This is a genomic window from Intestinimonas sp. HCP28S3_D6 (genome assembly GCF_052065695.1).
GTDB lineage: Bacteria > Bacillota > Clostridia > Oscillospirales > Oscillospiraceae > Intestinimonas.
In genome coordinates, this window is record NZ_JBQHTM010000012.1 from 46,148 (window position 1) to 67,914 (window position 21,767).

At 54.0% G+C, this 21,767-nt stretch carries 18 protein-coding genes and 2 pseudogenes; 17 read left to right on the forward strand and 3 right to left on the reverse strand.

Going from position 1 to position 21,767, the window contains the following annotated elements; all coding sequences use genetic code 11:
* Positions 1-3 precede the first annotated feature (3 nt).
* The 9 genes from ACTNBK_RS06055 to ACTNBK_RS06095 all read left to right on the forward strand — a co-directional run bounded on the left by ACTNBK_RS06055 (position 4) and on the right by ACTNBK_RS06095 (position 7,883).
* Positions 4-249 carry a DUF4315 family protein gene (locus ACTNBK_RS06055; RefSeq protein ID WP_270587633.1) on the forward strand — a complete coding sequence of 82 codons (246 nt, stop codon included), beginning with the start codon at positions 4-6 and terminating at the stop codon, positions 247-249.
* Positions 239-997 (forward strand): DUF4366 domain-containing protein, encoded by a 759-nt coding sequence (locus ACTNBK_RS06060; protein ID WP_441144496.1) that lies wholly within the window; start codon positions 239-241, stop codon positions 995-997. Before ACTNBK_RS06055 ends, ACTNBK_RS06060 begins: the two co-directional genes overlap by 11 nt.
* The gene (locus tag ACTNBK_RS06065) at positions 994-1,188 is read left to right on the forward strand and encodes a hypothetical protein (protein WP_025579406.1); all 195 of its coding nucleotides are present in this window, start codon (positions 994-996) and stop codon (positions 1,186-1,188) included. The genes ACTNBK_RS06060 and ACTNBK_RS06065 overlap by 4 nt, the downstream gene beginning before the upstream one ends.
* Positions 1,185-1,877 (forward strand): conjugal transfer protein TraG, encoded by a 693-nt coding sequence (locus tag ACTNBK_RS06070; protein WP_441144497.1) that lies wholly within the window; start codon positions 1,185-1,187, stop codon positions 1,875-1,877. The genes ACTNBK_RS06065 and ACTNBK_RS06070 overlap by 4 nt, the downstream gene beginning before the upstream one ends.
* Positions 1,849-3,951 (forward strand): DNA topoisomerase 3, encoded by a 2,103-nt coding sequence (locus tag ACTNBK_RS06075; protein WP_441144498.1) that lies wholly within the window; start codon positions 1,849-1,851, stop codon positions 3,949-3,951. Before ACTNBK_RS06070 ends, ACTNBK_RS06075 begins: the two co-directional genes overlap by 29 nt.
* Positions 3,948-4,229, forward strand: coding sequence for an immunoglobulin (locus ACTNBK_RS06080; protein WP_270487280.1), 282 nt, complete (start codon positions 3,948-3,950; stop codon positions 4,227-4,229). The genes ACTNBK_RS06075 and ACTNBK_RS06080 overlap by 4 nt, the downstream gene beginning before the upstream one ends.
* A gap of 2 nt (positions 4,230-4,231) precedes the next feature.
* The gene (locus tag ACTNBK_RS06085) at positions 4,232-7,276 is read left to right on the forward strand and encodes an LPD28 domain-containing protein (protein WP_441144500.1); all 3,045 of its coding nucleotides are present in this window, start codon (positions 4,232-4,234) and stop codon (positions 7,274-7,276) included.
* 1 nt (position 7,277) lies between these two features.
* Positions 7,278-7,493 (forward strand): transposon-transfer assisting family protein, encoded by a 216-nt coding sequence (locus ACTNBK_RS06090; protein ID WP_441144502.1) that lies wholly within the window; start codon positions 7,278-7,280, stop codon positions 7,491-7,493.
* Positions 7,494-7,640: 147 nt separating this feature from the next.
* Positions 7,641-7,883, forward strand: coding sequence for a hypothetical protein (locus ACTNBK_RS06095; protein WP_441144503.1), 243 nt, complete (start codon positions 7,641-7,643; stop codon positions 7,881-7,883).
* A 131-nt stretch (positions 7,884-8,014) separates the two neighbouring features.
* On the opposite strand, the gene ACTNBK_RS06100 is transcribed toward ACTNBK_RS06095, so the two are convergent.
* Positions 8,015-8,782 (reverse strand): hypothetical protein, encoded by a 768-nt coding sequence (locus tag ACTNBK_RS06100; RefSeq protein ID WP_441144505.1) that lies wholly within the window; start codon positions 8,780-8,782, stop codon positions 8,015-8,017.
* Here ACTNBK_RS06100 and ACTNBK_RS06105 point away from each other — a divergent pair.
* The 6 genes and pseudogenes from ACTNBK_RS06105 (at position 8,769) to ACTNBK_RS06130 (ending at position 18,469) form a co-directional block, all read left to right on the forward strand.
* Positions 8,769-9,125, forward strand: a complete 357-nt coding sequence (locus ACTNBK_RS06105; protein ID WP_441144507.1) for a TnpV protein — start codon at positions 8,769-8,771, stop codon at positions 9,123-9,125. The two genes, ACTNBK_RS06100 and ACTNBK_RS06105, sit on opposite strands and share 14 nt — an antisense overlap.
* 821 nt (positions 9,126-9,946) lie before the next feature.
* Positions 9,947-10,459, forward strand: a pseudogene (locus ACTNBK_RS06110) (hypothetical protein); the annotation flags it as partial.
* Positions 10,460-10,978: 519 nt separating this feature from the next.
* Positions 10,979-16,840, forward strand: a complete 5,862-nt coding sequence (locus ACTNBK_RS06115; RefSeq protein ID WP_441144521.1) for an SNF2-related protein — start codon at positions 10,979-10,981, stop codon at positions 16,838-16,840.
* Between the two features lie 2 nt (positions 16,841-16,842).
* Positions 16,843-17,661 (forward strand): DUF3849 domain-containing protein, encoded by an 819-nt coding sequence (locus ACTNBK_RS06120; protein ID WP_441144508.1) that lies wholly within the window; start codon positions 16,843-16,845, stop codon positions 17,659-17,661.
* On the forward strand, positions 17,658-18,002 hold the full coding sequence (locus ACTNBK_RS06125) for a plasmid mobilization protein (protein ID WP_242407483.1): 345 nt from the start codon (positions 17,658-17,660) through the stop codon (positions 18,000-18,002). The genes ACTNBK_RS06120 and ACTNBK_RS06125 overlap by 4 nt, the downstream gene beginning before the upstream one ends.
* 155 nt (positions 18,003-18,157) lie before the next feature.
* Positions 18,158-18,469 carry a CD1845 family protein gene (locus ACTNBK_RS06130; protein ID WP_441144510.1) on the forward strand — a complete coding sequence of 104 codons (312 nt, stop codon included), beginning with the start codon at positions 18,158-18,160 and terminating at the stop codon, positions 18,467-18,469.
* 31 nt (positions 18,470-18,500) lie between these two features.
* Here ACTNBK_RS06130 and ACTNBK_RS06135 read toward each other — a convergent pair whose 3' ends face one another.
* Together ACTNBK_RS06135 and ACTNBK_RS06140 are read right to left on the reverse strand one after the other, a co-directional pair.
* Positions 18,501-18,740: a hypothetical protein gene (locus tag ACTNBK_RS06135; protein ID WP_215630133.1), complete on the reverse strand. Its 240-nt coding sequence runs from the start codon at positions 18,738-18,740 to the stop codon at positions 18,501-18,503.
* Positions 18,741-18,763: 23 nt separating this feature from the next.
* On the reverse strand, positions 18,764-19,351 hold the full coding sequence (locus ACTNBK_RS06140) for a PBECR4 domain-containing protein (protein ID WP_257359521.1): 588 nt from the start codon (positions 19,349-19,351) through the stop codon (positions 18,764-18,766).
* A 282-nt stretch (positions 19,352-19,633) separates the two neighbouring features.
* Here ACTNBK_RS06140 and ACTNBK_RS06145 point away from each other — a divergent pair.
* Together ACTNBK_RS06145 and ACTNBK_RS06150 are read left to right on the forward strand one after the other, a co-directional pair.
* A pseudogene (locus ACTNBK_RS06145) lies at positions 19,634-21,046 on the forward strand (relaxase/mobilization nuclease domain-containing protein); the annotation flags it as partial.
* A 454-nt stretch (positions 21,047-21,500) separates the two neighbouring features.
* Positions 21,501-21,767 (forward strand): IS110 family transposase (locus ACTNBK_RS06150; RefSeq protein WP_441144513.1); only part of this gene is annotated, 267 nt, incomplete at its 3' end.

Below are 21,767 nucleotides of genomic sequence, written 5' to 3' on the forward strand. Positions count from 1 at the left end.
TTGATTATGGCTACGAAAATCGAACGCATTGGCCGGGAAATTACGAAAACCCGTGAGAAAATCGCAGAGTATCAGGAAAAGCTGAAAGCGCTGGAAGCGCAGAAAACCGAAGCGGAAAATCTGGAGATCGTCCAGATGGTGCGCGCTATGCGTATGACCCCGGAGCAGTTAAGCGCCATGCTGTCCGGCGGCACACTCCCCGGTATGGATGCTCATGAAGAACAGGAGGACACCGCCCATGAAGAATAAGAGAATTTTTAAGACCCTTTCCGCCCTCTGCGCCGCACTGGTGCTGATGGGCGGTTTTTCTGTCACCGCTTTTGCTCAAGGGCCGGAGCAGCCCCCGGCGGAGGATGCCACCAACGATACCAATGTGGTGGAAGAAACTGAGGACAGTCCTGTCCTGACCCCGGAGGGCAATGCTGCCCTGGTGGATGATTTCGGCGGCAACAAGCAGCTCATCACCGTCACCACAAAATCCGGCAATTATTTCTACATCCTCATTGACCGGGCCAACGAGGACAAGGAAACCGCCGTCCATTTCTTAAATCAGGTGGATGAAGCCGACCTGATGGCGCTGATGGAGGACGGGCAATCCGCCGAGAAAGTGCCCGCTGTCTGCAACTGCACGGAAAAATGTGAAGCCGGTGCAGTCAACACCAAATGCGAGGTGTGCAGTACGGACATGACTGGCTGTACCGGCAAGGAACCGGAACCGCCAAAGGAACCCACGGAACCGGAGAAAAAAGAACCCGCAGGGTTAAATCCGGCTGTCCTGCTGCTGGTGCTGGCTGTGATGGGCGGCGCTGCCTTTGCCTACTTCAAATTTATTAAGGGTAAAGCCAACCATAAAAACAACAGCAATCCAGACGATTATGACTATGAGGACGGCGAGGAACTGCCGGATGAGGAAGAAACTGAACTGGAGGACGAGGAATCGGGCGAGCTGGACGCTGACAGGGGCGGCGGTGAAGAAAGTGAGGATGACACCCTATGACCCGGTTCACCGACAGCCCCTATGAACGCATGATGACACGCAGACCGGAGGGCGGGAAGGACACTTCCCGTCCTCTCTCTTTACCCAAAAGCCACCCCTGCTATGGCTGTGGGAATTATGGTCAGCCCTGCGTGGGAGTCTGCCATCGTGAGATGGAACGATGGCTCAAAGAAAGGAAACGAAAAAAATGAGTATTCTGATTACATTTATCAAGCTGCTTGCGGTTTTTGACCTGCTGGTGATCGCCGTGTATTTTGGCAGCGACATTCTCTCAACTGTGTGGAGCAAATTTCGGAAAAAGCCCACACGGGAGGAACCTTTTGATTTCTCCCTGGATGCCGCAGCGGTTCCCCTGTCCATAGATTCCATTCGTCAGCTTTATTCAGGCAACGTAGCGGATTTTGTGGAAGAAACGCTCCTGCCGGATGCTGCGCAGACAATGGCAGTTTTGACAGACCGGGAACAGACAGCCGCCCGCCTGCTCTTATCCGCACTGGTAGGCTTTCTGGCAGAAGAAGCCCCAATGGATGAACGGAGCTTCCCTATGGTGATGGAACTTCTGAACTGCATGGAGGGAGAAAAAGAGGATGGATGTCAGGACCCAGTGGATATTTTGTTTGAGGAAACCGTCCGCCGTACCCGCCGCCATGAGGAATATTACAGCAATTATCAACGCTACCGATTGTTGCAGGTGGACAAAACCCGTGTCATTCTGGCCTGCCGTATCCTTATCAACGATTTGCTGGGAAAGCTGTACCGCTATGACTATCGGTTCGGCTATGACCTGCTGCTGGATGAGGAAAACAGCATTGAGAAAAAACTGCACACGCCTGTGCGGGAAGAATGGGAGGATGAAGATGATGAAACTTGTGATTGCTGAAAAGCCGTCTGTTGCCCAAAGTCTGGCCGCCGTGATCGGCGCGACTGCCCGCAAGGACGGCTATCTGGAGGGAAACGGCTGGCGGGTCAGCTGGTGTGTGGGTCATCTGGCTGGACTGGCCGATGCCGATGTATATAACCCGGACTATGCCAAGTGGCGCTATGACGATCTGCCCATCCTGCCGGAACACTGGCAGATGGTGGTGGGTAAAGACAAAAAGAAACAGTTTGCTGTGCTGAAACAGCTGATGAACGCCCCGGATGTGACCGAGGTGGTAAACGCCTGTGATGCCGGACGCGAGGGCGAACTGATTTTCCGCAGCGTCTATGAGCTGGCGGGATGCAGCAAACCCATGAAGCGGCTGTGGATTTCCTCGATGGAGGACTCCGCCATAAGGGAGGGCTTTGCAAACCTGCGCCCCGGTGCCGATTATGACGGTCTGCGCCAAGCTGCTCTCTGCCGCGCCAAGGCGGACTGGCTGGTTGGTATCAACGCCACAAGACTGTTTTCGGTGCTGTACCACCGCACTTTGAATATTGGGCGCGTCATGTCCCCGACATTGGCGCTCATCGTCCAACGGGAAGCCGAGATCGACACCTTCAAGCCGGTTCCGTTTTACACGGTAGTCCTGGAGTTGCCCGGTTTTTCCGTTTCCGGGGAACGCATGGCGGACAAGGCTGCTGCCGAGCAGTTGAAAGCCGCCTGCCAGAGTGCGGATGTGACGGTCAAAAAGGTGGAATGCCGCGACAAATTGGAAAAGCCGCCCGCCCTCTATGACCTGACTACCCTCCAACGGGATGCCAACCGATTGTTGGGATATACGGCCCAGCAAACCCTGGACTACCTCCAAAATCTGTACGAAAAGAAGCTCTGCACCTATCCCCGCACGGACAGCCGCTATCTGACTTCGGATATGGCGGAGGGATTGCCGGTGCTGGTCAATCTGGTTGCCAACGCCATGCCGTTTCGCAAAGGGATCGCCATTTCCTGTGATGCCGGTGCGGTCATCAACGACAAAAAAGTGACCGACCACCATGCAGTGATCCCTACCCGCAATCTCCAAAACGCTGACCTGTCCGGCCTGCCGGTTGGCGAAAAGGCGGTGCTGGAGCTGGTAGCACAACGCCTGCTGTGCGCGGTGGCGGAACCGCATACTTACTCAGAAACTGCTGTCACCGTGGAGTGTGCCGGTGCAGAGTTTACCGCCAAGGGCAAAACGGTGAAACGCCCCGGCTGGCGGGCGCTGGACACTGCCTACCGTTCTGCGCTGAAAAATGCGGAGCCGGAAGCTGAGGACAAGGCTCTGCCTGAATTAACCGAGGGTCAGACGCTGCCCCTTTCCGGCGCTGCCGTCAAGGAGGGCAAAACCAGCCCGCCCAAACACTTCACCGAGGATACGCTGCTTTCTGCGATGGAAACTGCCGGCTCAAAGGAAATGCCGGACGATGCCGAGCGCAAAGGGCTTGGCACTCCCGCCACACGCGCCGGGATTCTGGAAAAGCTGGTGTCCACCGGCTTTTTGGAGCGCAAAAAGAGTAAGAAAGCCGTGCAGCTCATGCCATCCAAAGATGCGGTGTCCCTGATCACCGTGCTGCCGGAACAGCTGCAATCGCCCCTGCTGACCGCTGAATGGGAACACCGTTTAAGCGAGATCGAGCGCGGCGAGCTGTCCCCGGAGGACTTCATGGGTGGGATCTGTGCCATGCTCCGGGAGTTGGTGGGAACCTATCAGGTCATCAAGGGGACTGAGTACCTGTTCACGCCGCCACGCGAAGTGGTGGGCAAATGCCCCCGCTGCGGCGGTGATGTGGCGGAACTGCAAAAAGGGTTCTTCTGCCAGACAGAATCCTGCAAATTTGCCATCTGGAAGAACAACAAGTGGTGGGCCATGAAGAAAAAGCAGCCTACCAAGGCGCTGGTAACGGCACTGCTCAAGGATGGCCGCGCAAGGATCACCGGCTGCTATTCCGAAAAGACCGGCAAGACCTATGACGCCACGGTGGTTCTGGAGGACGATGGGCGGTACGCCAACTTCAAGCTGGAATTTGACCGGCAGAAAGGCGGTGCAAAATGAAGCTCTCCCTTTATGAACAGGAAACCATTCTCCTCTACAATCAGGCCGAGGACACCGCCGAAGTTTATACCCATGACCGAAAACTGATGGAGAAGCTGACCCGCCTTTCCAAAAAGCACCCGGAACAGGTCTGCAAAAAGGATAAGCACAATTTTACAGTCCCCAAACGATGTGTGTCCGTTCGTGAGCCATACAGCGCCGAGCGCCGCAAGGCTGCCAGTGAACGGGCCAAGGCTGCCGGGTACAGGCCGCCCATCCCCAAACCAAAAACTGATTGACGATGGGCGCAAATGTATTTGAGACGGTCAAGCAGTCTGTCACCATTCGGGAAGCCGCAGAACGATATGGGATTGAGGTCAAAAGGGGCGGCATGGCCTGCTGTCCCTTCCACGATGACAAAAATCCCAGCATGAAGTTGAACGAAGAATATTTCTACTGTTTCGGTTGCGGAGCCACCGGCGATGTGATAGACCTGACCGCCCGGCGCTACAACCTGTCCCCCAAGGAAGCCGCCGAGAAGCTGGCGCAGGATTTTGGCCTTATCTATGACAGTCAGGCTCCGCCCCGCAGGAGATATGTTCGCCTGAAAACCGAGGCGCAGAAGTTTCAGGAGAACCGGGACCATGCCTTTCGGGTTCTGGCGGACTACTTCCATCTTCTCCGCAAGTGGGAAGCGGGCTACACACCCAAAACACCGGAGGAACCCATGCACCCCCGTTTTTTAGAGGCGGTGCAGCAAAAGGATTATATCGGCTATCTGCTGGATTCTTTTCTGGAGGACAGCCCGGAGGAACAAAAGCTATGGATCGCTGAACATCAATCAACAATCGCCAATTTAGAGAGGAGAGTGAACATCATGGCTGATAAGCCCACCAACCGGGAACGGTTGCAGGAAATCACGGCGGGTATCGAACAGGGTATCAAGGAGCTGTTCGAGAGCGAAAAGTATATGCGCTATCTGTCCGTCATGTCCAAGTTTCACCGTTATTCGGTGAACAACACCATGCTCATCTATATGCAGAAGCCGGAAGCTACGCTGGTGGCTGGATTCAACAAGTGGAAAAACCAGTTTGCGCGCCATGTGAAAAAGGGCGAGCATGGCATCACCATCATCGCCCCCACGCCCTACAAAAAGAAAATCGAGGAAATGAAGCGCGACCCGGACACCCATGCCCCCATTCTGGATGCAGACGGTAAGGCGGTCATGGAGGAAAAAGAAATTGAAATCCCCATGTTTCGCCCGGTCAAGGTGTTTGATGTGAGCCAGACCGATGGCAAGCCCCTGCCGGAGCTGGCCTCCAGCCTTTCGGGGACTGTGCCGCACTATGAAGCCTTTCTGGAAGCCCTGCGGCGCTCTGCCCCGGTTCCCATCGAGTTTGAGCCGATGGTCGCCAACACGGACGGCTATTTTTCCCCCGACCAGCAGCGCATCGCCATCCGGGAAGGCATGAGCGAGGTGCAGACCGTTTCTGCCACTGTCCATGAAATTGCACACAGCAAGCTCCATAATCAGAAAAAAATTCAAATTGACAATGACGAACAATATCAGGAGGTGGAGTTATTTGAGAAACCCGCCCTGTTTTCCAACGGGCGTATTTCCCGTGATGATCTGCCCGAAGGCGTTTATTGCTATGACCTGCGCGGTTCGGATGACGACCCCGGTTCCCCAATTTGTGTTGAGGAAAGAGTGGTGGTGAACCACGCTGGTTCTGTTATTTTGACTGCACCGTTAGAATTTCCAGAAGAAGGCAGGCTGTATTTTACAGATGAGACCGGACTGAATTTTAACGGCGGTATGCTTACCCTCTCGCAGTTTTTGCAGGAACAGAAAAAGGACCGTCGCACGGAAGAAGTCGAAGCGGAAAGCATTTCCTATGCAGTCTGCCAGTATTTTGGTATCCAGACCGGGGAAAACAGCTTCGGTTACATCGCTTCCTGGTCCAAGGGCAAGGAGCTGAAAGAATTACGAGCCAGCCTGGAGACCATCAATAAGACTTCCTGTGAGCTGATTAACAACATCGAACGCCACTACAAGGAAATCTGTAAGGAGCGCGGCATTGACCTGACCGCCAAACAGGAGCAGGAACAGGCGGATATACCGCAGGAAGCCCTGTTTCTTCTGGACGATGCCACCTATCTGCACATTCAGCCGTGCGATACCGGCTGGGACTATACCCTCTATGACAAGGAAACCATGAAAGAACTGGACGGCGGCCAGCTGGATGCCCCGAAACTGTCCCGTTCCGCCGCTGTCCGGCAGATTTGTGAGGGGCTGGAACTGGAAAATCCGTCTGTTCAGGATGCCCCGCTGTCTATGATTGAGACCTTGCAGGATGCCGCCTGCCAGCAAATGCAGGAACAGGTCAGCCAGCAGAGCGCAGAAGCAACCGCCACCCAGCTGCCGGATGCTCAGGAACAGCCTTTGGATGAGTACCCTATGCCCGACAGCGAAGTATCTGTTTCGGATATGCAGGAATACGGCTACTTTTACGATGGGATGCTGCCTGTCACCAGAGAACGGGCGCTGGAACTGGACGCTGCCGGTCTGACCGTCTATGTCCTCCATGAGGACAATACGGAGAGTTTGGTATTTGACTCGCAGGAAATCATGGATCATGGCGGCATTTTTGGTGTGGACCGTGAGGAATGGGAGAAAAGCCCCCAGTTCCATGAAAAGGTGCTGGAACGGCAGGAACGGCAGCTGGAACGGGAGCAGGCATTTCTTGCCCATGAGGGCTGCTGCTTTGCCATTTATCAGGTGAGCCGGGACGATCCGCAGAATGTACGGTTTATGAATCTGGACTGGCTGCAATCGCACAATCTGGCCGTGGACCGAAGTAATTATGACTTAATCTACACCGCCCCGCTGAACGGTTCCGGCAGCACTATGGAGCAGCTGGAAACGCTGTATGAACAGTTCAACCTGAAAAAGCCTGTGGATTTTCACAGCCCTTCCCTGAGTGTCAGCGACATCGTTGCCATCAAGCAGGACGGTAAAGTATCCTGTCATTACTGCGACAGCGTTGGTTTCACCGAGATTCCCGGATTCCTGCCGGACAATCCGCTGAAAAATGCGGAAATGATGCTGGAGGATGACTACGGCATGATCGACGGCATCATCAACAACGGCCCAAAAGAGCCGACCGTGGCGCAGCTGGAACAGCAGGCCCGCAGCGGTCAGCCCATTTCCCTGATGGATCTGGCTGCCGCTGCCCATCGGGAGGAACGGGACAAGAAAAAGTCCGTCATGGAGCAGCTGAAAAGCCAGCCCCGGACGGAACACAAAAAGACAGCGCCTAAAAAGAGCGCAGAAAGGGAGCTATGATATGGGAAACTTTACTTTTGAAGAAATGAACCTGATGTGCATTTACAACACCGGCAGCCGCACCGGGCTGATGGAGGCTCTGACCGAGATGCGCGGCGAACTTTCGCCGGAGGAAACGGAACTGAGGGAACTGACCGACAGCGCCCTGATGAAGCTCCAGGCTATGAGCGATGCCGAGTTTGCCGAGCTGGAGTTGTACCCGGATTTTGACCAGTAAATTTATCGTGTCGGGATGACATAGTGAGAGAAACTGTTCGATGGGAAGGCGGTTTCTCTCAATTCTTTACAAACTCCTACTATACTTGGAGGGATGAATGAAGTATAATGTAAGCAACAAATCGGAATTTGTAAAGGAGGACTATGTATGCGTATTTGGAAAGTAATATTTACCGTTTTAACTATTATTTCTGCCTCTCTAGGACTGATGAATATAATCTCCTATGATGTTACAATGCCAATTATGTTTGTTTTTATGGGATTAACCCTTTTGACAAATGCAAAGGATTGTTATGATAAAGGGGCAAAGAAAGATGCTATAATATTTGTAGGTGTAGCAATTTTTGTCTATGCAGTTACAGCGTATAATTTGATAAACAGATTTATGTAAATTCAAGTTTGTATAACCAATAATAATTTAATACTCACAGTTTTACTTAGCAGGAAATCTTTTAGGTTTCCTGCTTTTCTTTTACCCAAAAACCGAAAGGAGGACAGAACACCATGCCAACCAAAGCCGAACTATATGCACAGATGGCGGAGAAGGTGACAACGCAGCTCACGGGGAGCTGGCAGGAATGGGCAGGGTTTCTCACTACTGCTTCCCGCCTTTACAAGTACCCGTTCCATGAGCAGCTGATGATCTACGCCCAGCGCCCGGACGCTACCGCCTGTGCAGAGTACGATTTGTGGAATGAAAAGATGGGCCGGTATGTAAGGCGCGGCTCCAAGGGTATCGCCCTGGTGGACGATTCCGGTGATAGACCCCGTTTGCGCTATGTGTTCGACATCACGGACACCGGAACCCGTGAACATTCCCGCACTCCTTGGCTGTGGCAGCTGGAGGAGCGCCATCTGGATTCCGTGCAGGTCATGCTGGAGCGCACCTATGATGTTTCCGGTGATGACCTTGCCGGACAGCTCACTGAGGTAGCCGGAAAACTGGCTGAGGAATACTGGACGGAGCATCAGCAGGACTTCTTCTATATCGTTGACGGTTCCTTTTTGGAGGAATATGATGAGTATAACATCGGAGTGCAGTTTAAGGCAGCCGCCACCGTCAGCATTTCCTACGCCCTGATGTCTCGCTGCGGACTGGAGCCGGAACGCTATTTTACCCATGAGGACTTTATGGCGATTTTCGACTTCAACACCCCTGCTACCATCGGCGCACTGGGAACGGCGGTCAGCCAGATCAATCAACAGGTGCTGCGGCAGATCGGCGTTACCATCCGAAATGCCGAGCGTGAGGCCATCAAAGAAAGGAGACCCCAACATGAAGAATCCCATGAACTACATCCAGAACGGAGATTATCTGATTCCCGACCTGAAGCTGAGCCAGCAGCCAGAGAAGCCCCTGGGCAAGTACGGCAGGATGAGGAAAACCTACCTGAAGGAACACCGTCCCATCCTCTACAACCAGATGCTGCTGAGCGAGAAGCTGTACCCACACCTGCTGGAAATCGACGAGACCGCACAGAGCCGTCTGGAGCAGCTGATGCCCCAGCTGGCGAAAGACGCGGGCGCAACAGAGCAGCTGAAAGCAAGCGATCCGATGCGCTGGGTGGGCCTGATGAACACCTGCAAGGCGCAGGCCGAGGAGATTCTGATGGCGGAGCTTATTCACAGCTGAGTTTCTTCCTCTCCGAAAACGAACAAATCCGAATCATAGATGAAGCAGAGAATGTGAAAACATCCTCTGCTTTTTCTTTTGCCCAGGCGGATATTGACCATGTGCTGCGGCTGGGCGGCAACACGGACCGCCAAAGGGAGCGTGTGGTTGCAGCCTTTGAAAAGCAGAAAACTACCGCTGAGATTGCCGAGATACTGAAAACGCTCTATCACGGCGGCAACGGGATCGGCAGCGTCACCGCATGGTATGCCGAGGACGGTATCCATCTTTCCCACGGCAAAACAGCCCGTTACGACAAGTCCGCCCAGGTCATTTCCTGGGAGAGCGCCGCCGAGCGCATCGGCCAGCTTTTGCAGGACGGAAATTTTGCCACCAATGTGGAGCTGACCGAGGCAGCGGGCTATGAACGCTCCCTCCTTACGGAAAAACTTTGGCATCTGTACCACGATTTCAGCGATAAAGCCAGAGAAGCCGGGTATCTGTCCTGTCTGTCAGAGATCAAAGGCAATGGTTTCCCGGAGGAGACCCGCCGCCTGACGGAGCAGCTGAGTGACCCGGCTTTCCGCCAGACACTCAAGGAAGAATACGCCGCCTTCTGGACTGCCTATCAGCAGGACCGTGATCTGTTGCGTTTTCACTATCACAGACCAAGGGAGATCTGGGAGAACTTGAAGGACCTTGACCTGCCCCGCAGGACCTTTTCTTCAGACCTTTCCCAAGTGCCAACCGTCCAGCACTTTATTACCGAGGATGAGATCGACGCCGCCATGACCGGCGGAAGCAGTTTCGCCGGAGGAAAAGGCCGTATCTATGCGTTCTTCATGGCAAACCATACGGATAAGGAGAAAGTGAGATTCCTCAAAGACGAGTATGGCATTGGCGGACGCTCTCATGCCTTGTCCGGTGCAACACACAGCGGCGAAGATCACGATGGGAAAGGACTGCACTATAAAAAGCAAGACTGCCCGGACGTCAACTTCACTTGGGAAAAGGTGTCCAAGCGGATCACCGAACTGATTCGGAAAGGCCGTTACCTCACCGAGCAGGAACAGGCTGAGTATGACAAAATTCGGGAGGAAAAGGCGCTGGCCGAGGACGATGCGATTCAGGCCCAGCAACCGACACCGGAGATATGGGAATACAACGGGGTCAAGGAGCATCACCCGGATGATATGGTTCTGTATCAGATGGGCGATTTCTTTGAGCTGTACGGCGAGGATGCTAAAACCGCCGCTGCGGAGCTGGGATTCAACCTTACAACCCGCGCTATCCCCGGCGGTGGCCGTGTGGAAATGTGCGGCTTTCCGGCAAACCGGCTGGAACAGGTTGTGGAACAGCTGCGGGATCAGCATGATGTGACCATTTCCGCTGTCCCGGAGGGCGGCAGGGAGCGTCAGGAGTATTCCATGCCCTCCATCGACCATGAGGCAGAGCAGCACATCGACGCTCAGGAAGCGGAGTTTGGTGCAGACGGGAACAGAGTATTCCGGGATACAGAAGCAACCACATCCCCTACGATTCGGGAATTGTATGAGCAATATAAGCCTGTGGTGACTGCCGCCATTTCCGAGGATGCCGCATACCGCAATGCCTGCGGTCATTCTGACCGTGAAAATGCTGTCATCGAGGGCAATGCCGCCATCCGCCGTGCCGTTCTCGGCTCCGGTGATTTGGAGCTGATTCGGCTCTATTCCGATGTGCCGGAGTTCCGCCAACGGCTGCACCGGGAAGTAATTGACGAAACCTACCCACGGCTCCATGAAATGCTGCGTCCTCTCTCGCAGGATGACATTGACGATGCCATCCGCGCATGGAACGGCGATATTCAGAGCAAACACGCCGTTGTCCGCTACATGGAACAGCATGGGCGGGAAAAAGATACCGCTGCATGGCTGGCTCAGGAATACAGCGGCAGTGACAGCAAGAGCCTGTTTGTGATCCGCGCCGGAAGCCCAGAGGGAATTGAGCTGCCCTGGCCCAAGGTACAGCGCCGGATCGCTCAGCTTATCAAGGAGGACCGGTTTTATACCGAAGCGGAACAGGACCGGTTTGACAACATCGACCCCATCGCCATCCGGGAGGCGCTGGCCGAGCGCGGTATTGTGAATGGCGAGCTGGTGGACGAAGAAAAGCTGGACAATGACCCGTTCATTCAGCGCGTGATGGCGGATGTGGAGCAGATTGCCGCTGAAGAACAGAAGCAGTCGAACCAATCGCTTTCCGATGCCGAGTATGCCCGTCACAACCTAATTCCCGGCGAGACCACCTTTGCATTGGATGGGCGCACTTTCCGGGTCAGCAAGCTGGAGCCGGATATTGGCCGGGTGGAACTTCAAGATGTGACCTTTGCAAATGCGGTGGGATTCCCCATCTTCCGGGTGGAGCCGATTTCAGTCATTCGTCAGCATTTGGAGCAGAAGCCGGAACCTGCACAGCCCGGTTTTACCACTGAGCCGGTGACAGTTTATCCCGGTGACAAGAACCATCTGCCTTATGATGTGGTTGTCCAGACCTTGCGAACCAATGAGCCAGAGCCGCCTGCACCTGCCGCTGAGCCGGAAAAAACTCTGGATGAAGTGCTGGACGAACACCCCGTTTCCATTCAGGTAAACGGCGAGTGGCAGACCTTCCCCAATGCCAGAGCCGCCGAGGAAGCCGCTTACGGGGAATACAAGGACAACCTGCGCCGCACCGCTGAGAATTTCCGTATCACCGACGACCACCTGGGTGAAGGCGGTCCGAAAGCCAAGTTCCATGCAAATGTTAATGCCATTCGTTTGCTGAAAGAGCTGGAAGCTGCCGGACAGCAGGCAAGCCCCGAACAGCAGGAGGTTCTTTCTCAATATGTGGGCTGGGGCGGTCTGGCCGACGCCTTTGACCCGGAGAAGCCCGCATGGGCTGCGGAATATACCCAGCTGAAAGAGCTGCTGACCCCGGAAGAATATACTGCCGCCAGAGGTTCCACCCTCAACGCGCACTACACCAGTCCCACGGTAATCCGGGCCATCTATGAGACCGTGGGCCGCATGGGATTTGAGACCGGCAACATCCTGGAGCCGTCCTGCGGTGTGGGCAATTTCTTCGGTATGCTGCCGGAGGAAATGCGAAACAGCCGTCTGTACGGAGTGGAGCTGGATTCCATCAGTGGACGGATTGCAAAGCAGCTCTACCCCAAGGCCGACATCACCGTGGCCGGGTTTGAGACCACCGACAGGCGAGATTTCTATGACCTTGCCATTGGTAATGTGCCTTTCGGCCAGTATCAGGTTCGAGATAAAGCCTATGACAAGCTGAATTTCAGCATCCACAACTACTTTTTTGCCAAAGCACTCGACCAGGTGCGTCCCGGCGGCGTGGTGGCCTTTGTCACCAGCCGCTATACGATGGACGCCAAGGATTCCACCGTGCGCCGCTATCTTGCTCAACGTGCCGAGCTGCTGGGAGCCATCCGTCTGCCCAATGACGCTTTCAAGAAAAACGCTGGTGCAGAGGTCGTTTCGGACATCATTTTCCTGCAAAAGCGTGACCGTCCGCTGGACATTGTGCCGGAATGGACCCAGACCGGCATTATCAGGGTTCCCGCAAAGTCGCAAGACTTTGTGGGAGAAGGAGGAGCGACGGAGCAAGCGAGCTTTTCGCCGCAAGGCGGAAACGAGCAGGCGCAGTCCACGACGACGCAGGACGGCTTTGCCATCAACCGCTATTTCCTGGACCACCCGGAAATGGTGCTGGGCCGACAGGAACCGGAAAGCACCGCCCATGGCATGGACTACACCGTGAACCCTATCGAGGGACTGGAGCTTTCCGACCAGCTGCATGATGCGGTGAAGTATATTCATGGCACTTATCAGGAGGCAGAGTTGCCGGAGCTGGGCGAAGGCGAAGCCATTGGCACTTCTATCCCCGCCGACCCCAATGTGAAAAATTACTCCTACACCGTTGTGGACGGCACTGTGTATTTCCGGGAAAACAGCCGTATGGTGCGCCCGGATCTCAACACCACCGCAGAAGCCCGTGTAAAAGGTCTTGTGGGACTGCGTGATTGTGTGCAGGAACTGATCGACCTTCAGATGGATGCAGCGGTTCCGGACAGCACCATTCGGGAGAAGCAGGCGGAACTGAACAGCCTCTATGACAGCTTTTCTTCCCAATACGGTCTCATCAATGACCGTGCAAACCGTCTGGCCTATGCAGACGATTCTTCCTATTACCTGCTCTGTGCGCTGGAAGTCATCGACGAGGACGGAAAGCTGGAACGCAAGGCAGATATGTTCACCAAGCGGACCATCAAGCCCCATCAGGCGGTGGCTGTGGTGGATACGGCAAGTGAAGCACTGGCGGTGTCCATCTCCGAAAAAGCCTGCGTGGACATGGACTATATGAGCCAGCTTACCGGAAAAACAAAAGAAGAACTGGCTGCCGAGCTGCAAGGCGTGATCTTCCGTGTGCCGGGACAGGTGGAGAAAGACGGCACTCCCCATTATGTGACCGCCGACGAGTATCTGTCCGGCAATGTGCGGCGCAAGCTGCGTCAGGCACAGCGGGCCGCACAGCAGGACCCTTCCTTTGCAGTCAATGTGGAGGCCCTTACCGCTGCCCAGCCCAAAGACCTGGATGCGTCGGAGATTGAGGTGCGTCTGGGTGCTACCTGGATCGACAAAGAGTACATCCAGCAGTTTATGTATGAGACCTTTGATACCCCGTTTTATATGCAGCGGAATGTCCAGGTCAACTACACCCCGTTTACAGCAGAGTGGCAGATCACCGGCAAAAGCTCCATCAGTCAGAACAATGTGGCCGCCTATACCACCTATGGAACCAGCCGTGCCAACGCCTACAAGATTTTGGAGGATTCCTTGAACCTGCGGGATGTCCGTATCTATGACACGGTGGAGGACGCAGACGGCAAAGAGCGCCGGGTGCTGAACGCCAAGGAAACCACGCTGGCAGCCCAAAAGCAGCAGGCTATCCGGGATGCTTTCAAGGACTGGATTTGGAAAGACCCGGAGCGCCGTCAAGCTCTGGTGCGCCAGTACAACGAGGAAATGAACTCCACCCGCCCCCGCGAGTATGACGGCAGCCATATTGTTTTTGGCGGCATGAACCCGTCCATTACCCTGCGGGAGCATCAGCTGAACGCCATTGCCCATGTGATGTACGGCGGCAATACGCTGCTGGCGCACGAAGTAGGCGCGGGCAAAACCTTTGAAATGGTGGCTGCCGCCATGGAGAGTAAGCGTCTGGGGCTGTGCCAGAAATCCCTCTTTGTTGTGCCAAACCACCTGACCGAGCAGTGGGCTTCGGAGTTTCTGCGGCTCTATCCTTCCGCCAACATCCTTGTCACCACGAAAAAGGACTTTGAGACCCACAACCGTAAGAAGTTCTGCGCCCGGATCGCCACCGGCGACTATGATGCCATCATCATGGGACACAGCCAGTTTGAGCGTATCCCCATCAGCCGAGAGCGTCAGGAACGGCTTCTCTATGAACAGATCGACGAGATCACGGAAGGGATTGCAGAGGTACAGGCCAGCGGCGGCGAGCGTTTTACTGTCAAGCAGCTGGAACGCACCCGCAAATCGCTGGAAGCCAGATTGGAGAAATTGCAGGCTGAGGGCCGCAAGGACGATGTGGTGACATTCGAGCAGCTGGGCGTGGACCGTTTGTTTGTGGACGAGGCCCACAACTATAAAAACCTGTTTCTATACACAAAAATGCGGAATGTGGCAGGTCTCTCCACCAGCGATGCCCAAAAGTCCAGCGATATGTTCGCCAAGTGCCGCTATATGGACGAGATTACCGGAAACCGTGGCGTGATTTTTGCCACCGGCACCCCGGTCAGCAACTCCATGACCGAGCTTTACACCATGCAGCGGTATCTCCAGTATGACCGCCTGCAAGAACTGAACATGACCCATTTCGACTGCTGGGCCAGCCGTTTCGGAGAAACCGTCACGGCGCTGGAACTGGCCCCGGAGGGAACCGGCTATCGGGCGCGCACCCGATTCTCCAAGTTTTTCAACCTGCCGGAGCTGATGAACCTGTTCAAAGAGGTGGCGGACATCAAGACCGCCGACCAGTTGAACCTGCCCACCCCGGAAGTGGAATACCACAACATCGTGGCACAGCCCACCGAACATCAGCAGGAAATGGTGAAGGCACTCTCTGAGCGCGCTTCCGAAGTACACAGAGGCAGTGTGGACCCGTCGGTGGATAATATGCTCAAAATCACCTCGGATGGCCGCAAGCTGGGGCTTGACCAGAGAATCGTCAACCAGATGCTGCCGGATGAACCTGGTACAAAGGTCAATCAGTGCGTGGACAACATCATGCAGATCTGGCGGGACGGCGAAGCTGACAAGCTGACCCAGTTGGTGTTCTGCGACATTTCCACGCCCCAGTCAGCTCCCTCCAAAAAGGCAGCCAAACAGCTGGACAATCCGCTGCTTCACGGGTTGGAAGAAGCAATCCCACTGGATGAACCGGAGCCTGCCTTTACCATCTATGAGGACATCCGCCAGAAGCTCATCGCCCAGGGGATGCCTGCCGAGCAGATCGCCTTTATCCACGAAGCCAACACAGAGGTACGGAAAAAGGAACTGTTCTCCAAGGTCCGCACCGGGCAGGTGCGTGTCCTATTAGGCAGCACTGCCAAGATGGGCGCTGGCACCAATGTGCAGGATCGCCTTGTGGCGCTGCATGATTTGGACTGCCCGTGGCGTCCGGGAGACCTTGCCCAGCGCAAGGGCCGTATCGAGCGCCAGGGCAACCAAAACCCTCTTGTCCATGTGTACCGCTATGTCACGGAGGGAACTTTTGATGCCTACCTCTGGCAGACGGTGGAAAACAAACAGAAATTCATCAGCCAGATTATGACCTCGAAATCGCCTGTGAGAAGCTGCGACGATGTGGATGAAACGGCGCTTTCCTTTGCCGAGATCAAGGCCCTGTGTGCCGGAGACCCCCGTATCAAGGAACGCATGGATTTGGATGTGGAGGTTGCCAAGCTGAAGCTGATGAAAGCCGACCATCAGAGCAAGCAGTACCGTCTGGAGGACCAGCTGCTCAAATACTTCCCCCAGGAAATCGAAACCAACAAGGGGTATATCCAGGGATTTGAAGCCGATTTGGAAACACTGGCTGCCCACCCACACCCGGCAGATGGCTTTGCCGGTATGGAGATCCGTGGAGACCTGCTGACCGATAAGGAGAACGCCGGTGCTGCCCTTTTGGATGCCTGCAAGGAGGTCAAAACCTCCGATCCGGTGCAGATCGGTAGCTACCGGGGCTATGCCATGTCCGTGGAATTTTCCGCTTGGAAACAGGAATATACGCTCCTGCTGAAAGGACAGATGACCCACAGGGCAACTCTTGGTACAGACCCGCGCGGAAATCTTACCCGTATCGACAACGCACTGGCGCAGATGCCCCAGCGTCTGGAGGCGGTCAAAAATCAGCTGGAGAACCTTTACCAGCAGCAGGCCGCAGCCAAGGAGGAAGTAGGAAAGCCGTTCCCCTTTGAGGACGATCTGCGGGTCAAGTCCGCCCGTCTGGTGGAACTGGACACCTTGCTGAACATTGACGGCAAGGGTCATGCCCAGCCGGAAACTGTGGTTGCCAAGAGTGCGCGGCCCTCGGTGCTGGACAGCCTGAAACGCCCTGTGCCACCACGCAGCCTTGAAAAGAAACCAAAACAACACGAGGAGGTACGATGATTATGAATGCAACAGATTGGAATACAGCTCTTTTTGAGAAAATGTCTGATGAACAGGATAAATTCCGGGACTGGCTGAAAAGCCAGCCCCCGGAGGAAATCCTGCACCACACCTATGAGTACACGGTCCGGGAGGACATCGTGATGGCGATGGAGGAGCTGGAGCTGACCGACGCACAGGCCCAGGCGCTTTTGGATTCTCCCACGCCGCTGGCGGATGTGTACCGCTATTTTGAAAAGCTGGAGACCGGCTACATGGATGTGATCCGGGACAGCATTGAGAACCGTGCCGACGATGTGTGCAGAGCTAAAGAGAAACTGCGAACAACACCGATCTATCCCCATTCAGCTGCCTATGCGAGAGAACATGGGGAGCTGGAGCAATACCGAGCTTCCAACAATGTAAATCGCCAATGCAAGGAGTCCATTGAAGCGGCGGTGCGGGAGCACTTCGACGGAATGTATCTCAGCCACGATGCGGCAAAGGGTGTGATCGAGACCTATGGCATGGAGCGTGTGTCTATGGTTCTGGCTAACACGGTCCAGCTTCAGGACTGGGATGGGCGTTACTCCCGACGCAACAAAGAATGGGCTAAGACCATTCCTAATGATAATCCCGAAACCGTCCGTTGTGGTTATGCCTTAAACAGCCACCCTGCTGTGCTGGATGGTTTTATTGATCTGGTGCGTGAAGAACAGCAGCGCAGCCGTACCCAGAGAGAAAAACTGGAACCGTCCCGTCCCTCAGTACGGGATAAGCTCAAACAGGAGCTGCCCGCCCATAAGTCTGCCGCCCCGAAGAAACGGGAGCCAGAGCGATGAGCAGCCCCAAGCGCAAGCGGGATGTGCCGGTTCTGTTTTGGGTATCCGCTGCGGAGATGGATGTGATCCAGCAGAAAATGGCACAGTTTGGGACAAAAAACCTGAGCGCCTATCTGCGGAAAATGGCTGTGGACGGCTATGTGGTGCAGCTGGACTTGCCGGAGCTGAAGGAACTGGTATCCCTGCTGCGCCGAAGCAGCAACAACTTAAACCAGCTGACCCGCAAGGTGCATGAGACCGGGCGTATCTACGATGCCGACCTGGAGGATATATCCCAGCGGCAGGAACAGTTATGGGACGGAGTTAAAGAGATACTGACCCGGCTTTCCAAACTTTCATAACCGGGACAAATACCCCATCTGCGGAGGGAGGAACGGCGTTTCTTCGCCGCGCCTTCCTCCGCTTTTTCTTTTTGCCCGTATCCTTGCCTTTTGGCTGTGAGACAGGGATAATGGAATCAGGAACAGGAACTGTGATTTTGAGAGGAGGCATAACAATGAGGGCATTGGTATTTTTGTTGAAACTGCTGTTGAAGATCGTGATGGTTCCGGTGATTCTGGCGCTGACCCTGTTCGTTTGGATTTGTGTGGGGATCGTCTATGTCTCCGGTCTGGTGCTGGGGCTTATCAGCATGGTGATCGCCCTGCTGGGTGTGGCGGTTCTGCTGACCTGTTCCCTGCAAAACGGCATTATCCTGCTGGTGATGGCATTCCTTATTAGTCCCTATGGTCTGCCGATGGCTGCCATCTGGCTGCTGGGCAAGGTGCAGAACTTGAAGTTTGCCATTCAGGATTTAGTTTATGGATAAAAACAGGGTGTCGGTATTTCCGACACCCTGTTTACTCTATCTCATAATCTTCGCTGTCATCCGCTTCACCTGTTGTGCAGGTAAAGCAAAGGTTACTGCCGGTAATCGCACTTCCTGCTGCCCAAATCGGTGCGCCGCAGACCATACATCTTGCACCGTTTTTCTTGGCAGCAAGCGTTTCTCTCAATGTTTTTACAAGTTCTTTTTTATGATACCCCTTGTTGTTCTTCATTACCATATCAGCAAATTTTTCTACGGAGATTGGCTGCATAATTAACACCCCCTTTTTAGAAATTACGGTTGATTTTTTGGAGTGAGCCTGTCATATTGGACAGCAATTTCTCCAGTAGCCATGTTTCTCTTTTCTTTATAAAGCATGGTGTAGCGTGGCTGTCCCTCTGTGTAATCCTTCTTCTCTTTCGGGAAAAAAGAACGACAGAAATATTTTCCGGTATCTTTGTGTTCGGCAATAAAAATATAAATATCGCTGTTTTCAAAGGGGGTTGAAAGCAAATAGTCCGCTTCAATTAAAGAGAATTGATTCAATTTTGCGTTGTACCGGAACACCAGACGATTATCGTCCAAGAGCTGTTCAATCAACGCCAACGGCTCAAACCGGTTCTCAATTTGAGCCAAATAACGGCTTTTTGTTAAAGTCTCATAGGTAGTGATTCCGGTTATGATTTCATCAAATACAGAACCACGATTTTGTTTTGCGATCCGCAAATCTTTCAGTTTTCCCAGACCCATCAAATGATGAAAGTCCAGTTTGGAGAAGCCAATCACTAACTCTACGGTTTTTCCCTTTCGGCCAATAATGATCCGATATTGTATCTCCAACAAATTTTCAAATGCTTTTGCACACTTTTGTAATTTATCCATAAAACCTCTCTGTCCACATAAAGAAAGCCGCCCTGCAATGCAAGGCGGCTTTGAGCATTTTCTTTCGGCTTGCAGCCTACTCCGGTTTGAGGTTACTGCACAACCCCTACTGAAAGCTCTGCATAACAAGGCATTCCGGTACGCTATTATGCTTCAACGCTTTGGCAGACACACGCCGTTGCCTACCTTGTACTATTATTATATGCAACTTTAGAAAATATGTCAATCCCCATGAAAAATCAGAAAATATCTTCTCTGCTTATGAGAAAGGAGGCTCCATCTATGGCAACCACACGCATCATGCCCCTGCATATCGGCAAGGGCCGCACCGAAAGTCAGGCAGTCAGCGACATCATTGATTATGTGGCAAATCCGCAAAAGACCGACAACGGAAAACTAATTACCGGCTATGGCTGTGACAGCCGGACCGCCGATGCAGAGTTTCTGCTGGCGAAGCGGCAGTATATCGCCGCCACCGGGCGGGTGCGCGGGGCGGACGATGTGATCGCTTACCATGTGCGCCAGTCATTCAAACCCGGAGAGATCACACCGGAGGATGCCAACCGCCTGGGCGTGGAATTTGCCAAGCGGTTCACCAAGGGCAATCACGCCTTTGTGGTCTGCACTCACATAGACAAATCGCACGTTCATAATCACATCATCTGGTCGGCGGTCAATGCAGATTGTGACCGAAAATTCCGCAACTTTTGGGGCAGCACCAGAGCCGTCCGGCGCTTGAGCGATACCATCTGTATCGAGAACGGATTGTCCATTGTGGAGGACCCAAAACCCCACGGAAAAAGCTACAACAAGTGGCTGGGCGAACAGGCCAAGCCCTCCCATCGGGAACAGCTACGGGTGATGATTGACCATGCGCTGGAGCAGAAACCGGCGGACTTTGACGCGCTGCTAAAGCTGCTTTCGGAAATGGGCTGTGAAGTATCCCGGCGCGGGAAAGCAATCCGGCTCAAAGCGCCCGGCTGGAAGAATGTAGCCCGCATGGATGACAAGCTGGGGGCCGGGTACAGTGAAGCGGAAATCCGTGCGGTGCTGGCCGGTGAAAAACAGCATACGCCCCGTAAAAAATCCCTCGTGCAGCCGGAGCCGCCCAAGGTCAATCTGCTGGTGGATATTCAGGCAAAATTACAGGCTGGGAAAGGCGCTGGGTATGCGCGCTGGGCCAAGGTTTTTAACCTGAAACAGATGGCGCAGACTGTAAATTTTCTCACCGAACATCAGCTGCTGGATTATGGGGAGCTGGCAGAAAAAGCGGCGGCTGCCACGGCACATCACAATGATCTTTCGGTGCAGATCAAGGCGGCGGAGAAACGCATGGCGGAGATCGCCGTCCTGCGTACCCATATCATCAACTATGCCAAGACCCGTGAGGTCTATGTGGCATACCGCAAGGCCGGTTATTCCCGGAAGTTTCGGGAGGAACATGAGGAAGAAATCCTGCTCCATCAGGCGGCAAAAAATGCCTTTGACGAGATGGGCGTGAAGAAGCTGCCCAAGGTCAAAGAGTTGCAGACGGAGTACGCGAAATTGCTGGAAGAAAAGAAAAAGACCTATGCCGAGTACCGGCGTTCCCGTGAGGAAATGCGGGAGCTTTTGACTGCCAAAGCCAATGTGGACCGGCTGCTGAAAATGGACGAGGAACAGAAAAAGGAACAAGAAAAAGGAACAAGAAAAAGACCACGGCCAGCGGTGAGCCGGTCATGGTCCAAAGCGTTCGCAGAACGCGCCGCCACAGAATGAAATTCTGTGTTCAAAGGGGCTTGGGGCGCTGCCCTCAACAAGCAAGCGGAGAGGAAAATCACAAAGGGATTTTCTTCTCTGCGGGCCTGTGTGTATTAACACAGGCATTGCTTGCTACAATATGTTTGACCCCAAGAACGGTGTTGCGCTGGTAATGCTGTTCAGCGGTTCAAACCTAAGCTACAATGAAGAGGTAATCGGCCTTACGGGGCATTGCTTGAGCTAACCACGCTCGTTTGTGCAAACTGTTAGCCGACCCTCTCATTGCAGCGTTCGATTTACGCAGGTTGAATCATCGGAGCAATCCGTACATTCGTGTGACTAAGCAAGCTGAATCGGTAATGAACTGTGGCGGTCGCCGGTTATAAAACCAAACAAAGGAGGATTGTGTATGAGCGCAGGAGTCATTACAGCGGTTGGAATCGATGTTTCAAAATATAAAAGCACAGTGGCAGCCAGAAGACCAGGCGGTGAAGTGGCTTTACTCCCATTTGACGTCGGCCATGATGTCACCGGTATCAAGAATCTGCTTGAGAAGCTACAGGGGCTTGACGATGAAGGCAGCGAGATTCGAATTGTCATGGAGCATACAGGAATGTATTGGAGACCCGTGGCTTTGGCGCTGCAACAGGCTGGATTCTTTGTCAGTGTAGTCAAC

Excerpts from the sequence above, each read along its gene's own strand:
- ACTNBK_RS06060 (WP_441144496.1), top strand. The coding sequence starts at position 239 with ATGAAGAATAAGAGAATTTTTAAGACCCTTTCCGCCCTCTGCGCCGCA.
- ACTNBK_RS06065 (WP_025579406.1), top strand. The coding sequence starts at position 994 with ATGACCCGGTTCACCGACAGCCCCTATGAACGCATGATGACACGCAGA.
- ACTNBK_RS06070 (WP_441144497.1), top strand. The coding sequence starts at position 1,185 with ATGAGTATTCTGATTACATTTATCAAGCTGCTTGCGGTTTTTGACCTG.
- ACTNBK_RS06075 (WP_441144498.1), top strand. The coding sequence starts at position 1,849 with ATGAAGATGATGAAACTTGTGATTGCTGAAAAGCCGTCTGTTGCCCAA.
- ACTNBK_RS06080 (WP_270487280.1), top strand. The coding sequence starts at position 3,948 with ATGAAGCTCTCCCTTTATGAACAGGAAACCATTCTCCTCTACAATCAG.
- ACTNBK_RS06085 (WP_441144500.1), top strand. The coding sequence starts at position 4,232 with ATGGGCGCAAATGTATTTGAGACGGTCAAGCAGTCTGTCACCATTCGG.
- ACTNBK_RS06090 (WP_441144502.1), top strand. The coding sequence starts at position 7,278 with ATGGGAAACTTTACTTTTGAAGAAATGAACCTGATGTGCATTTACAAC.
- ACTNBK_RS06095 (WP_441144503.1), top strand. The coding sequence starts at position 7,641 with ATGCGTATTTGGAAAGTAATATTTACCGTTTTAACTATTATTTCTGCC.
- ACTNBK_RS06105 (WP_441144507.1), top strand. The coding sequence starts at position 8,769 with ATGAAGAATCCCATGAACTACATCCAGAACGGAGATTATCTGATTCCC.
- ACTNBK_RS06100 (WP_441144505.1), bottom strand. The coding sequence starts at position 8,782 with ATGGGATTCTTCATGTTGGGGTCTCCTTTCTTTGATGGCCTCACGCTC.
- ACTNBK_RS06115 (WP_441144521.1), top strand. The coding sequence starts at position 10,979 with ATGGAACAGCATGGGCGGGAAAAAGATACCGCTGCATGGCTGGCTCAG.
- ACTNBK_RS06120 (WP_441144508.1), top strand. The coding sequence starts at position 16,843 with ATGAATGCAACAGATTGGAATACAGCTCTTTTTGAGAAAATGTCTGAT.
- ACTNBK_RS06125 (WP_242407483.1), top strand. The coding sequence starts at position 17,658 with ATGAGCAGCCCCAAGCGCAAGCGGGATGTGCCGGTTCTGTTTTGGGTA.
- ACTNBK_RS06130 (WP_441144510.1), top strand. The coding sequence starts at position 18,158 with ATGAGGGCATTGGTATTTTTGTTGAAACTGCTGTTGAAGATCGTGATG.
- ACTNBK_RS06135 (WP_215630133.1), bottom strand. The coding sequence starts at position 18,740 with ATGCAGCCAATCTCCGTAGAAAAATTTGCTGATATGGTAATGAAGAAC.
- ACTNBK_RS06140 (WP_257359521.1), bottom strand. The coding sequence starts at position 19,351 with ATGGATAAATTACAAAAGTGTGCAAAAGCATTTGAAAATTTGTTGGAG.